The 12,434-nt window shown below is 50.0% G+C and carries 14 protein-coding genes; 12 read left to right on the top strand and 2 right to left on the bottom strand.

Annotated features, from left to right (window positions below; all coding sequences use genetic code 11):
- Positions 1-151 precede the first annotated feature (151 nt).
- Positions 152-406, bottom strand: a complete 255-nt coding sequence (locus tag DZK30_RS25700) for a class I lanthipeptide (protein WP_162902884.1) — start codon at positions 404-406, stop codon at positions 152-154.
- A gap of 220 nt (positions 407-626) precedes the next feature.
- On the opposite strand from DZK30_RS25700, the gene DZK30_RS06015 reads away from it, so the two are divergent.
- The 4 genes from DZK30_RS06015 to DZK30_RS06000 all read left to right on the top strand — a co-directional run bounded on the left by DZK30_RS06015 (position 627) and on the right by DZK30_RS06000 (position 5,877).
- Positions 627-3,563: a M16 family metallopeptidase gene (locus tag DZK30_RS06015; protein ID WP_118973156.1), complete on the top strand. Its 2,937-nt coding sequence runs from the start codon at positions 627-629 to the stop codon at positions 3,561-3,563.
- Between the two features lie 130 nt (positions 3,564-3,693).
- Entirely contained in the window at positions 3,694-4,026 is a 333-nt protein-coding gene (locus DZK30_RS06010) for a dihydroneopterin aldolase (RefSeq protein ID WP_118973155.1), read from the top strand.
- Between the two features lie 115 nt (positions 4,027-4,141).
- Complete coding sequence (locus DZK30_RS06005) at positions 4,142-5,134, top strand: AAA family ATPase (protein ID WP_118973154.1); 993 nt, start codon at positions 4,142-4,144, stop codon at positions 5,132-5,134.
- A 29-nt stretch (positions 5,135-5,163) separates the two neighbouring features.
- On the top strand, positions 5,164-5,877 hold the full coding sequence (locus DZK30_RS06000; protein ID WP_118973153.1) for a head GIN domain-containing protein: 714 nt from the start codon (positions 5,164-5,166) through the stop codon (positions 5,875-5,877).
- 74 nt (positions 5,878-5,951) lie between these two features.
- On the opposite strand, the gene DZK30_RS05995 is transcribed toward DZK30_RS06000, so the two are convergent.
- Positions 5,952-6,242 carry a YtxH domain-containing protein gene (locus tag DZK30_RS05995; RefSeq protein ID WP_118973152.1) on the bottom strand — a complete coding sequence of 97 codons (291 nt, stop codon included), beginning with the start codon at positions 6,240-6,242 and terminating at the stop codon, positions 5,952-5,954.
- 184 nt (positions 6,243-6,426) lie between these two features.
- On the opposite strand from DZK30_RS05995, the gene DZK30_RS05990 reads away from it, so the two are divergent.
- The 8 genes from DZK30_RS05990 to DZK30_RS05955 all read left to right on the top strand — a co-directional run bounded on the left by DZK30_RS05990 (position 6,427) and on the right by DZK30_RS05955 (position 12,433).
- Positions 6,427-6,747: a rhodanese-like domain-containing protein gene (locus tag DZK30_RS05990; RefSeq protein WP_118973151.1), complete on the top strand. Its 321-nt coding sequence runs from the start codon at positions 6,427-6,429 to the stop codon at positions 6,745-6,747.
- A gap of 81 nt (positions 6,748-6,828) precedes the next feature.
- A complete protein-coding gene (locus DZK30_RS05985; RefSeq protein WP_118973150.1) occupies positions 6,829-7,392 on the top strand; it encodes a hypothetical protein in 564 nt (187 codons plus the stop codon).
- 38 nt (positions 7,393-7,430) lie between these two features.
- Positions 7,431-8,153, top strand: coding sequence for a (Fe-S)-binding protein (locus DZK30_RS05980; RefSeq protein ID WP_118973149.1), 723 nt, complete (start codon positions 7,431-7,433; stop codon positions 8,151-8,153).
- 370 nt (positions 8,154-8,523) lie between these two features.
- Positions 8,524-9,609, top strand: coding sequence for a peptide chain release factor 2 (prfB, locus tag DZK30_RS05975; RefSeq protein ID WP_118973148.1), 1,086 nt, complete (start codon positions 8,524-8,526; stop codon positions 9,607-9,609).
- 136 nt (positions 9,610-9,745) lie between these two features.
- Entirely contained in the window at positions 9,746-10,381 is a 636-nt protein-coding gene (locus DZK30_RS05970; RefSeq protein ID WP_118973147.1) for an MgtC/SapB family protein, read from the top strand.
- A 4-nt stretch (positions 10,382-10,385) separates the two neighbouring features.
- A complete protein-coding gene (locus DZK30_RS05965) occupies positions 10,386-10,865 on the top strand; it encodes a hypothetical protein (protein ID WP_240432867.1) in 480 nt (159 codons plus the stop codon).
- Between the two features lie 151 nt (positions 10,866-11,016).
- Positions 11,017-11,685 carry a putative glycolipid-binding domain-containing protein gene (locus DZK30_RS05960; protein WP_118973146.1) on the top strand — a complete coding sequence of 223 codons (669 nt, stop codon included), beginning with the start codon at positions 11,017-11,019 and terminating at the stop codon, positions 11,683-11,685.
- 58 nt (positions 11,686-11,743) lie between these two features.
- On the top strand, positions 11,744-12,433 hold the full coding sequence (locus DZK30_RS05955) for a helix-turn-helix transcriptional regulator (RefSeq protein ID WP_118973145.1): 690 nt from the start codon (positions 11,744-11,746) through the stop codon (positions 12,431-12,433).
- Position 12,434: the final 1 nt, after the last annotated feature.

Below are 12,434 nucleotides of genomic sequence, written 5' to 3'. Positions count from 1 at the left end.
CACGAAACCTGCAGTGGGCACGGAAATACGTCTTTTATACCAGGAAAATACGTCTTTTCTACTATGCTATTTCCGGGCTGCTGATCGTAAAAAAAGCCGCCCTCTAAAGAGAGTGCGGCACAACAAATTTTATAATCCTGTCAACAACGGCTTAGTGACATCCCGGTGTGATCTTATGAGAAATACAATCCCGGATATCGAAGCTTCGGCAACCGGGACATCGTGTATTGCAGGAGAGCACTACCGATGGATTACAAAACTGGGTAACCGGACACTGAATGGTCTGATTGCACGGGATGCCGGTAGCGCCACCCTGGATATCGGGAAGCTGCTCCGGGTTAAGCGCAACAACACCGGCCTTGCGCAGGATCAATTTTTTATCGAGCTGAAGGGTTTTCTTTTTCATTTGTATAAGTGGTTTAGTGAAAGATAAAATTATGCACCCAGAATGCATAAAATCTGCAGCCCAAAGAAAATACGTGTTTTATACTAGTTCTGTATCATTACTCAATTCACCCGTGCAGGGTGATTTTTTGACGATTCGAGGTAAAATTTATTTTGGAAGTTGCGAAAAGGCGCAATAGGACTTATTTTTGACGTTCTGATCAAATAATTCTCACCTTATTATGAAGCTATTACGCTCCTTCACCATTACAGCGGCCCTGGCCGCCGGTATGGTCCATGGTTCTTTTGCACAGCAAAAAACGGAATGGAAGGATGCCAGCTCCGGCGGCTATTCTTACAAGTACGTGACCAACGATCCTACCCAATCCCGGTTCTATACCCTAAAAAATGGACTTACCGTTATCCTGAGCCCGAGTAAAAAAGAGCCCAGGGTACAAACCTATATCGCGGTAAAGGCAGGTAGCAAAACCGATCCGGCAACCAATACCGGTTTGGCCCACTACCTGGAGCACCTGCTGTTTAAAGGTACCGACCGTTATGGCTCGCTCGACTGGAGCAAGGAAAAGCCCCTGCTCGACCAGATCGATGCCTTGTATGAAAAGTACAATAAGACAACCGACGAAACGCAGCGCAAAGCGATCTATAAAGACATCGACCGTGTATCGGGTGAGGCCGCCAAATTTGCGATCGCCAACGAATACGACAAAATGATGGGTGCTATGGGCGCGAAAGGCACCAATGCCTTCACCTCTTTTGAGCAGACCGTTTACACCGAAGACGTACCCAGCAATGCCATCAATAAATACCTTGCGGTGCAATCGGAGCGTTTCCGCGCTCCTGTGCTGCGTATTTTCCATACCGAGCTGGAAGCGGTGTACGAAGAGAAAAACCGCGGCCTAGACAATGACGGCCGCAAAGTGTTTGAGAAAATGTTTGCCACTATTTTCCCCAATAATAACTATGGCAAGCAAACTACCATCGGTACGGTAGAGCACCTGAAAAATCCTTCGCTGATCGAGATCCGTAAATACTTCAACACCTATTATGTGCCCAACAACATGGGCATCGTGATGTCGGGCGATTTCAATCCCGACCAGGTGATCGCAGAGATCGACAAAGATTTCGGCTATATGCAGAACAAAGCGATCCCGGTTTACAAGTTTGATCCCGAGGCGCCCATCGCGGCCCCGGTTACGGCAGAGGTAACGGGCCCCGACCCCGAAAACATTATGCTGGGCTTCCGGTTTCCGGGCGCAGCTACCAAAGATGCGCAAATGGTAGAGCTGGTCGGTAATATACTGACCAATGGCGCAGCCGGCCTTATCGATCTGAACCTGATCCAGAAACAAAAGCTGCTGAGCGCAAGCGCTTACCCCTATGTATTGAAGGACTACAGCGTGCTGCTGCTGCAAGGCCGCCCCACAGAGGGTCAATCGCTGGATGAAGTAAGAAGCCTGCTGCTGGCCGAGCTCGACAACCTTAAGAAAGGTAATTTCCCCGACGACCTCATCCCCTCCATCATCAATAATGAGCGCAAAAGGATCATCGAAGAAAATGAAAACTACTCCAGCAGGGCAAGCAACCTGATGAGCAATTTTACCGATGAGACCAATTGGAAAGACAAAGTGGATTATGTCAATGACCTGAGCAAGATCACCAAGGCCGACATCATTGCTTTTGCCAACAAATACCTGGGCAACAACTACGTAGCGGTATACAAGCGTCAGGGCGAGGATAAGAACATCGTAAAAGTAGACAAGCCGCCGATCACGCCGGTAGAAGTAAACCGGGAAGCGCAATCCGACTTCCTGAAAAAAGTGAATGCGATGCCGGAAAACAAGATCGATCCGGTTTGGGTCGATTTCAAGAAGGACATTCAAACAGCGAAGTCGGGACCTTATGAGGTACTGGCTGTGCAGAACAAAGACAATGCGTTGTTCCGTCTTTATTATCAATTCGAGACCGGCAGCTGGTCGAGCAAATTGCTGCCTATCGCAGCCGACTACCTGAAGTACCTGGGTACAAAAAACAAATCGGCCGAACAGGTGAGCACCGACTTCTATAAGCTGGCGTCTTCTTTCAATGTAAGCGCTGGTGGTGAAAACACCACCATCAGTCTCGACGGTCTCCAGGACAATTTCGACAAAGCGGTAGCGATGCTGGATGACCTGCTGCACAACTGTCAGGCCGATGCTGATGCCTTGAATGCCTACAAAGGCAGGTTGAAGAAAGCAAGACTGAATAAGAAGCAGAACAAAGGCGCCATCATGGCGGGCCTGCGCAGCTATGCTATGTACGGCGCGCAGAACCCCTTCAACAATGAGCTGACCGACGCGGAGCTTGAGGCGTTGAAAGCGGAAGACCTAGTAGCCGTGCTGCATAATCTTGCCGATTATAAGCATCGTATTCTGTACTATGGCCCGCAGACCGCTACACAGCTGGCTGCCGGCATCCAAAAGGTGCACCCCGCCCCGGCAACGTTTAAGGACATGCCCGCAGCGCGGAAATTCCCCCAGCTGGATCAGAACAAATCGCAAGTGCTTTTCGCGCACTTCGATATGGTGCAGGCCGAAGTCTTCTGGATGCGTAACGCCGACCAGTACAACAGCGCCAGGCAACCTGTGATCTCTATGTTCAATGAGTACTTCGGCGGTGGTATGGGCTCTATCGTGTTCCAAACCATACGCGAGTCCAAAGCCCTTGCTTACTCTACTTATTCCGCCTTTGCAACGCCTAGCCGTAAGGAGTACCGCAACAGCGTGCTGGCTTACGTAGGTACCCAGGCCGATAAGTTCAACGAAGCTGTTGCCGGCATGAACGAGTTGCTCACAACGCTGCCACAATCGGACAAAGCGCTGAGCAATGCCAAGGAAGGCCTGCGCAAATCGCTGGCTACCGAGCGTTACAGCGAAGATGGTATCCTGTTCTACTACCTGAGCTCCCAACGTATGGGACGCGATTTTGACATCCGTAAGAGCACTTATGAGGCAACGCCTAAGTTTACCTTTGCAGATCTGAAGACCTTCCACGACCAGGAAATGAGCCATAAGCCCTTTGCTTATTGCATCGTAGCCTCTCAGGACAAGCTGAAGGAAGAAGACATGAAGAAGCTGGGTGAGTTCAAAAAGCTGAATCTCCAGGAAATATTCGGTTATTGATCTTCCCGATCATATAACCTTGAAATGGCGGTCATAAGACCGCCATTTTTTATGCCTTTCCCGCAAGAAGCCTTCCGCTCCTATCGCAATTTCCAGTAGCTTTGGCGCTTCAAATCATACTACGCACACGATGCTTACCGTATCCTTATCGGGAGTCCGCTTCCAGGCGCCGATTGGTCTTTATCCGCAGGAGGCCTTCCTCGGCAATGAGATTGAGCTCTTCCTTTCTGTATCGCAGCAGGCGGCGATCGACAACCTGCCCCTTATTGATTATGCCCTGCTGCATGCAATTGCCGAAGCGGCGGTACAGGAACCGGCCCATTTGCTGGAAACGGTATTGCAGCGTATTGTTGCAGGCGTTACCGGCGCTTATCCCGGTAGCAGGATCAAAGTTGCGGTACGTAAACGGAACCCGCCTATGGCAGGCCAGATCGACTATTCCGAAGTGCAGTGGGAATCCTGACCTGGCCGGAAATAGAGCATAGCCGGGCCCTTGTTTCACATAAAATTTTACGGTGGCATTAGATGCCGATCGAATAAAATCGTTAACATTGTAACCTGTAAACCGGATAGATTCAATGGAAGACTACAGCGCCGGGCAACCCGGCACAGATACCGCAAAAGAGCGCATTCCGCAATTGATCACCCATATGGAAAGTGTGATCCGCGGAAAGCGCTTGCAGATAGAAATGGTGATCACTTGTCTCCTGGCTAAGGGACATGTATTGATGGAAGACAATCCCGGCACCGGCAAAACAGTGCTGGCCCGTACCCTGGCCCATTCAGTAAGCGGACACGGGGAAGATGGCAATATCATTTTCAAGAGGATACAATTTACCCCCGACCTGTTGCCGATGGACCTTATCGGCTCGCATCTCTTTGATGAGCGGAATACCGATTTTGTGTTTAAAAAAGGACCGCTGTTCTGCAATGTGCTGTTGGCCGATGAGATCAACAGGGCCTCCCCCAAAGTACAAAGCGCCCTGCTGGAATGTATGGCCGAAGGCCAGATCACCGTGGGCGATACCACAACCAAGCTGGAAGACCTTTTCTTTACCATAGCGACGCAGAACCCTGTCGAGATGGAAGGCACCTATCCCCTGCCCGCCGCTCAGCTGGACCGCTTCTTTATGAAGATCTATTTCGGCTATGTAGATGCCGCGACAGAGGTCGATATTTACCGCAACTACGACCGTATCCAGGACAACCTGGAACACCTGAAGCAAGTGCTGAACCCGCAGGATGTGCTGGACCTCCGCAGGGAAGCGGAGTCCGTATTTGTTCATGACGAGATTATCCAGGCGGTATCCAATATCGTAAGGGGCACACGCGAGCACCAGGAGATCACGCTGGGTGCCAGCACGCGTGCCGGCATTGCATTCCTGCGCTGTCTCAGGGCTTTTGCCCTCGTAAAAGGCCGGAGCTTTGTGATCGAGGACGATGTGCAGGCAATTGCCCGCGCGGTGCTCGACCATCGCCTCATCTACCGCAACCGAGAAGCAAAGCTGAAAGCTTTTGACCAGATCTTACACAAGGAAATGGACCGGTTGAGTAAGCTCAAACTATACTGATTTGAACTATCGCCGTTAAAACCAATATAATGAAACAATTTCTGTTAGCCGCAGCGACAGCTTCGGCCTTGTTCGCCTCCTGTAATACGAATACGGTGGAAGGCGACGGCCATGTCATCAGCAAAAACTTTCCCCAAAAGGACTTTAAGGGTATAGACGCCCGTTCGGCATTAAATGTCCATATAAAACAGGGTCCCGACTATAGTGTGAAGGTGGATGCAGAGGAGAACCTGCTGCACTTAATGAAAGTATATGTCGAAAAGGATCAGTTGGTGGTCGGCTTCGGTAATAATACAAGTGTTAATCCCACCAAACCCATAGAAGTTTATGTTACCGCTCCCGAATTCCGCCACCTGGAAGGCTCCGGCGCTTGTAATTTATATGCGGAACAGACAATCAAGGGCAACGAGATCATTTTATCGCTTAGCGGGGCGAGTAATGCCGATCTGGCTATCGAAGCCAATAAGCTGGGTGTAGATGCCAGCGGGAGCACAGAGATCAACTTGAAAGGCAAGGTAGCCTACCTGTCTGTAGACGGCTCCGGCACTACCGACATCAAAGCCTTTCCATTAATGTCCGACAACACAAAGATCGACATTTCGGGCGCAGGCGAAGCGGAAGTATGGGCCGCCCAAACGCTTAAAGTAGAGATCAGCGGTGCAGGTACGGTCAAATATAAAGGCAATCCGGCTACGATCAAGAAAGATATATCGGGCGCAGGCGATGTGAAGCATGTCGATTAGACGGCGGCATACACCGGCGCAGGAACAGGGACCGGAATCATCCGGCCCCTGTTTTACCCAATAGTTTGCGGCATTCAGGACAGCGACTGCTGCCTGGCCTCCTGGTACGTCTTACGGTTCTCCTCCACCAGGCGCAACAGTTTCTGCCGTACCTCATGGCTCAGGGTTTCCGCTTCGTTTTCCAGGATATCTTTCAGCTCGTCCAGCTCCCCTTCACCTTTTCCAAAAAGGTTATTAAGGCGATGCTTCCAGGCTTCGGCGGTTTCCCGCACTTTTTTACGGGTTTCTTCACCCTTTTCGGGGGCCAGCAATAATCCGAGGACAAAACCGGACACCACGCCCGCCGTGAATTTTGAAAATCTCATTTAGGTTCGCTTTTAAATGAAAAACAGATCCGGCTCTTTTAGCTCACCGGCAATTTTCTTTCTCTGGCCCGTTGCCTACCCATCAACACCAATCGATGCATAAAGTTGAAGGAATGAGATATTTTTACGCTGCTATTGCGGGAAATTTTACCTTTGCATTCATAAAAAAAGAAAGCAAGCATATATGGAAAACATAACCACCGAACAATTAAAAGCGCGCCTCGACGCCGGCGAGCAACTGCATATACTCGATGTACGCGAAGCCGATGAATATGCCGCAGCCAACATCGGCGCCCTGCTGCTGCCCCTGAGCAAACTGCGCCAGATGGATACCGAAGGTATCGACAACTGGAAAGACGAGGAGGTGATCGTTCATTGCCGCAGCGGAAAGCGCAGCATGGAAGCCTGTATGCTGCTGGAAACAATGGGATTTGGGAAAACGGTGAATGTGGTCGGCGGCATCATGGACTGGCAGGCTAAATTTGGCGACGCTAAGATTGGCTAGCAGCTCCCCGGAAAACAGCCGCTTCCGGCTAACTTATTCCATGGTTCGTTGTTAAAGATTGAGAAACGGGGCATTTACACTATGCATGAACTAGAGCCATACTACAACTGGCGCCATTTGTATACAGCCGAAGAAGATGAGCTGTCGCCGCTATATGGGAAAGAGCACAGCGAATTCGAATTTTCCAATACGGTGTACAACTTTTATATCCATCCCCAATGGGATGATTTCGGTTCCCGCACCTTATACCTCAAGATCCTCTATGCTGACTATGATCAGAATTTCGCGATCATCGAGTTTATAGGCGAATGGAACGATGCGGTAGAGAACGACATTATGCAGCTGAAGCGCAGCATCATCGATCCTATGATCGCAAGGGGCATTTTTAAGTTTCTCCTTATTACCGAGAACGTGCTCAACTTCCACAGCAGCGACGAAAGCTATTATGAAGAATGGAGCGAAGACATTAGCGAGGAAGGCGGCTGGATCGTATTCCTGAACATGCCGCAGCATGCGCATGACGAAATGCGGCAGGCCCACATAGGGCATTACGCCTTTCTGCAGGAATATCCTGCCTGGCGCACACACCAGCCGCAGCTCCTGTTCCAGATGATCGACAACCGCCTGCTGCGCCTGCTGGATTAAACCCTATTGCCGTCAATTGCCGGTATCAATATTACAACATGAAAGTAGATCTGTTTATACCCTGTTTTGTCGATCAGCTATTTCCCGAAACAGGTTTCAATATGGTAAAAGTGCTGGAAAAGTTCAACTGTGAGGTGACCTATAATCACCAGCAAACCTGCTGTGGACAGCCGGCCTTCAATAGTGGCTATTGGGATGAAGCCCGCTCTATAGGCAAGAAATTCCTAAGAGATTTTTCCGATAACGACCATTATATCGTAGCCCCGAGCGGCTCCTGCACGGGCTATGTACGTAATTATTATCAAAAGCTGTTCGAAAACTCCGCTGAGCATAACGATGTACGGAAGGTAAAGGCACACTTGTTTGAATTCACCGAATTCCTGGTCAATGTGCTTCATGTTACCGACACCGGCGCCACCCTGCACACCAAAGCCACCTACCACGACGGTTGCGGCACGCTGCGGGAGTGTGGTATCAAGGCGCAGCCCCGCCAGTTACTGGAAGAAGTGAAAGGCCTGGAGCTGGTTGAGATGAAAGAGTGCGAGACTTGCTGTGGCTTTGGCGGTACCTTTGCTGTAAAGTACGAGCCCATATCGACCGGTATGGCCTATACTAAAGTGAAAAGTGCGATCGAAACCGGCGCCGACTGCCTTATTTCCACCGATCTTTCCTGCCTCATGCATATCGACACCTATATCCAGAAACAAGGCCTGCAGATGAAGACCATGCATATCGCCGACGTGCTGGCCAGTGGCTGGTGATTTTTTCTTAGATGTTAGACGTTAGATGTTAGAAATTGTAAGTATTAGGTATTAGGTATTAAGTATTAGGTATTAGGTATTGAGTATGGGGTATTAGGTATTGAGTATTGGGATTTGGAACTTGGAATTTATTATTTGAAAATTGCTAACTGCCCATTGCCAACTTTGGAATTAGAATTTGATCCTTGGTCCTTGGAATTTAAGACTTCGAAATTGCCAACTGCCCATTGCCAACTGTGGAATTTGGAATTTGAACCTTGGTCCCTGGAACTTAAGACTTCAAAATTGCCAACTGCCCGTTGCCAACTCTTCCCCAATGCTACCGTCCTTTCGGCTTAATCCCCTATTCGTCGTATCTTTGCGCTGAATTATGACCATCGAACAACTTAAGGACCTGCGTGAGCGGGTATCCCATCTGAACAAATACCTGAAAGTAGAAGAGCGGATTGCCAAATTTGAAAGCGACCGCCAGCTTACCCTCTCACCCGGCTTCTGGGACGACAATGAACGTGCCACAGCCCTGGTAAAGGAACAGAATGCCAATAAATACTGGATCGACCTTTATGAAGAGACCAGCCGCTCGGTAGACGACTATGCTACCCTGTTTGAATTCTGGAAAGAAGGTGAAGCCGCCGAAGAAGAGGTAAAAGAAGCCTATGATACCGCCGTAAAGGCAATGGACGACGCTGAATTTAAGTCTACGCTAAACCAGCCCGAAGATGAAATGCCGGCGGTAATGGTGATCAACTCGGGAGCCGGCGGCACCGAAAGCCAGGACTGGGCCGAAATGCTGGCCCGCATGTACCGCATGTACGGCCAGAAGCAGGGTTGGACCGTAACCGAGCTGGACTGGCAGTATGGCGACGGCGCAGGCATCAAGACCTGCACGTTCCAGTTCGACGGCGACTTCGCTTACGGACTGCTGAAAGCAGAAAGCGGTGTACACCGCCTGGTACGCATCTCCCCTTTCGACAGCAACGCACGCCGCCATACCTCATTTGCTTCCATTTTTGTTTACCCGCTTGTCGACGATTCGATCAATATCGAGGTCAAAGATGCTGATGTCAAAATGGAGACGTCACGAAGCGGTGGCGCTGGTGGCCAGAACGTGAACAAGGTAGAGACAAAGGTGATGCTGACGCATATACCCACCGGTATCGTGGTCGTGTGCCAGACCGAGCGTAGCCAGCTGGGCAACCGCGAAAAGGCGATGCAGATGCTGAAAAGCCGTTTGTACGAGGAAGAGCTGCGCAAACGGGAAGAGATCAAGAACGCGACCAACGCGACCAAGAAAAAGATCGAATGGGGCTCCCAGATCCGCTCCTATGTATTCCACCCTTACAAAATGATCAAGGATCACCGTACCGACTACGAAGTAGGCAATATACAGCCCGTAATGGATGGCGAGATCGACGACTTTATCAAGGCTTACCTGATGATGCAGGGAGCCGAATAAAACATCATGGCTTTGCCAGGCGGGAATGCTTTGAACAGGAGCATTCCCGTTTTCATTACCCGTCGCCCGCTCCCCTGCCACCAGGCATCAGACACCAGATTTTGTATCCTGCTGATTCCGTATTATTTTTACAAACATGCATTATACCCTTAGCGAGGATATCAAGCATATCCTCATTGCCCTGCTCATAGGCGCCGTTATAGGCGCCGAACGGGAATACCGGTCCAAATCGGCGGGTTTACGCACTATGATACTGGTGAGCCTGGGCGCCTGTTTGTTTACCATACTGTCTATACGCATCGGCAACGAGAATCCCGACCGCATTGCAGCCAACATCATTACGGGCATCGGTTTCCTGGGCGCCGGCGTTATCTTTAAGGATGAGAACCGGGTGACCGGCATTACCACGGCCACTACCATATGGATGGTAGCCGCCCTGGGCATGGCTATTGGCTCGGGACATTACCAGGCGGCGGCAGTAGGCACTGTGGCTGTGCTCATCGTACTGGCTTTTCTTGCCCCGCTGCAAAGCGTTTTTGAACGCATCAACCGCAGCCGTCATTACCGCATCGTGTGCCCCTATCGCAATACCTCCTTAGCCAAGTATGAAGCCCTTTTCAAGAAACACAAGCTGAAAGCCTCGCGGGGTCGCCAGAGCAGGACGGCCGGCCTTATAGAAGGGAACTGGGAAGTACAGGGGCCCGACAGGGGCCACGAAAAAGTGATCCAGGAATTGCTCCGGGATCCCGATATTCACGAATTCGACTTTTGACCGCATGATAGAGACTGCCGGTATTGCAGCGATACGGAAAGAGCTGGACCGCCTGCCACCCAAAACCCTGAAGGCACTTTGCCTGCGCCTTGCCGCATACAAAAAGGAAAACAAGGAGCTGCTAAGCTACTTGTTATTCGAAGCAGACAATGAAGCACACTTCATTAGTGCAGTCAAAGAAGAGATAGACCTGAGCTACGCCGATATCAATAAGGCCAACCTGTATTGGGCTAAGAAAAGCATCCGGAAAATACTACGCATTACCAATAAATACATAAAATATTCAGCACAAAAGCCCACAGAGGTCGAACTGCTGCTCCATTTCTGCCAGGCCCTCAACGCCTCGGGCATTGCTTACCGGCAAAGCACCACACTCCGCAATCTTTATCAGAACCAGCTCAAAAAGTTGAACAAAGCGCTCAGCACGCTTCACGAAGACCTGCAATACGACTACGCTGATGCGATAGCCGCATTGCCTGCATAAGCATACAGCAGGCATACACAATTGACACCCGTCTTAAATCCCTGCGGCCATGCGCCCCGTATATCTATTTGCCTGCGGCCAACCAGGAGTACGGGAAAATGCAAAAAGATACTAATCAGAAAATCAGCGCAATATAATTAGGTAAGCGATCATGCAGTTACCTTGCTGTTTTTTTGGTATCATTTTTGCTAAGAAGAAAACAGCGTCCCCCGGACTCCAGCGTTCTCTGTTAACCTATATTATCTTTTCCCGCTGTCGCGTCATGATCAAAAATATACTCTGGAAGGGTTTGACAATGGAAAGCCTTGAATATTGCAGCGTTTACTTTAAAGACGCGCTTTCCGTCAGGTCGGCTATTGTTGGCCGTTATGAGCAGCTGCCGTTCAAGGTAGATTATGAGATCGAAATGGACCGCAACTGGAACACGAGGTCGGTGGAGATCAGGAGCAGCCTTTGCAATATGGATCAACGGATCGCCCTGCAGCACGACGGATTGGGCCACTGGTACAGCGAAGACAGGGAATGGAAACAGCTGGAGGGCTGTACCGATATCGATATCTCCGTATCGCCTTTTACCAATTCACTCCCGATCAATCGCCTGAATATGGCAGCAGGAGCGACGCTGGAAATAACTGTGGTATATATCGATATTCCTCATTTCCGGATCGCGCAGGAGCATCAGCGCTACAGCCGTCTCGATACACATACTTACCGTTTTACCAACAGTACCGGCGATTTTAGCGCCGACATCCTGGTTGATGAGCTTGGCCTGGTCAAACACTACCCTACACTCTTTGATCGCATTCTGATACAGGATTAGAGACATACGGAAAATAAACATTATTTTCGGGGATCAGTCCCAAAACGAATTTCCCAGTATGAACCGCATCGATCGCCTGTTCGGTATCCTAACCCTGCTGCAGTCCAAAAAATTTGTGCCTGCAGAAAAGATCGCGGAGAAATTTGATATCAGCATCCGCACCGTATACCGCGATATCAAAGCATTGTGCGAGCAAGGTATACCGGTGAGCTTCGAGCAATATAAAGGTTACTTCGTGGTACAAGGCTATTTCCTTTCCCCCGTTTCCTTCACCAATGAAGAAGCCAATGCCCTGCTGCTGATGGAGGCGCTGGTAACCGGCTTTGCCGACAAGTCGATCAAAAAGCATTATTCAACTGCACTCAATAAAGTAAAGGCAGTCCTGCGCCATACCCAGAAAGAGAAGGTCGACTACCTGCATGAGAACATCAGGTTACAGGTACCCCAGCGCATCATCAACGACTTTGAATACCTGTCCGTGCTCCAGGAAGCTATTTCGGCCCGGCAGATCATTACTATCGAATATAAAAACAATAAGGAAGAAACCAGCAGGCGGCAACTGGAACCCATCGGGCTTATTTTTTATGCTTTCAAATGGCATCTTATTGCCTGGTGTCATCTGCGCACCGACTACCGCGACTTCAAGGTGGCCAGCATCATTCGCGTGAACAACACCCTGCAACCCTTTTCCAAGACCGACCATATGCCGCTCGCCGAATACAGCAAGATGCTGCCGGTAGATTATTAGG

The organism is Taibaiella koreensis, assembly GCF_003545715.1.
Lineage (GTDB): Bacteria > Bacteroidota > Bacteroidia > Chitinophagales > Chitinophagaceae > Taibaiella > Taibaiella koreensis.
Note: the sequence above shows the minus strand (reverse complement) of the source record. Positions and strands in the feature narration are given on the sequence as shown.

Excerpts from the sequence above, each read along its gene's own strand:
- DZK30_RS25700 (WP_162902884.1), bottom strand. The coding sequence starts at position 406 with ATGAAAAAGAAAACCCTTCAGCTCGATAAAAAATTGATCCTGCGCAAG.
- DZK30_RS06015 (WP_118973156.1), top strand. The coding sequence starts at position 627 with ATGAAGCTATTACGCTCCTTCACCATTACAGCGGCCCTGGCCGCCGGT.
- DZK30_RS06010 (WP_118973155.1), top strand. The coding sequence starts at position 3,694 with ATGCTTACCGTATCCTTATCGGGAGTCCGCTTCCAGGCGCCGATTGGT.
- DZK30_RS06005 (WP_118973154.1), top strand. The coding sequence starts at position 4,142 with ATGGAAGACTACAGCGCCGGGCAACCCGGCACAGATACCGCAAAAGAG.
- DZK30_RS06000 (WP_118973153.1), top strand. The coding sequence starts at position 5,164 with ATGAAACAATTTCTGTTAGCCGCAGCGACAGCTTCGGCCTTGTTCGCC.
- DZK30_RS05995 (WP_118973152.1), bottom strand. The coding sequence starts at position 6,242 with ATGAGATTTTCAAAATTCACGGCGGGCGTGGTGTCCGGTTTTGTCCTC.
- DZK30_RS05990 (WP_118973151.1), top strand. The coding sequence starts at position 6,427 with ATGGAAAACATAACCACCGAACAATTAAAAGCGCGCCTCGACGCCGGC.
- DZK30_RS05985 (WP_118973150.1), top strand. The coding sequence starts at position 6,829 with ATGCATGAACTAGAGCCATACTACAACTGGCGCCATTTGTATACAGCC.
- DZK30_RS05980 (WP_118973149.1), top strand. The coding sequence starts at position 7,431 with ATGAAAGTAGATCTGTTTATACCCTGTTTTGTCGATCAGCTATTTCCC.
- prfB (WP_118973148.1), top strand. The coding sequence starts at position 8,524 with ATGACCATCGAACAACTTAAGGACCTGCGTGAGCGGGTATCCCATCTG.
- DZK30_RS05970 (WP_118973147.1), top strand. The coding sequence starts at position 9,746 with ATGCATTATACCCTTAGCGAGGATATCAAGCATATCCTCATTGCCCTG.
- DZK30_RS05965 (WP_240432867.1), top strand. The coding sequence starts at position 10,386 with ATGATAGAGACTGCCGGTATTGCAGCGATACGGAAAGAGCTGGACCGC.
- DZK30_RS05960 (WP_118973146.1), top strand. The coding sequence starts at position 11,017 with ATGCAGTTACCTTGCTGTTTTTTTGGTATCATTTTTGCTAAGAAGAAA.
- DZK30_RS05955 (WP_118973145.1), top strand. The coding sequence starts at position 11,744 with ATGAACCGCATCGATCGCCTGTTCGGTATCCTAACCCTGCTGCAGTCC.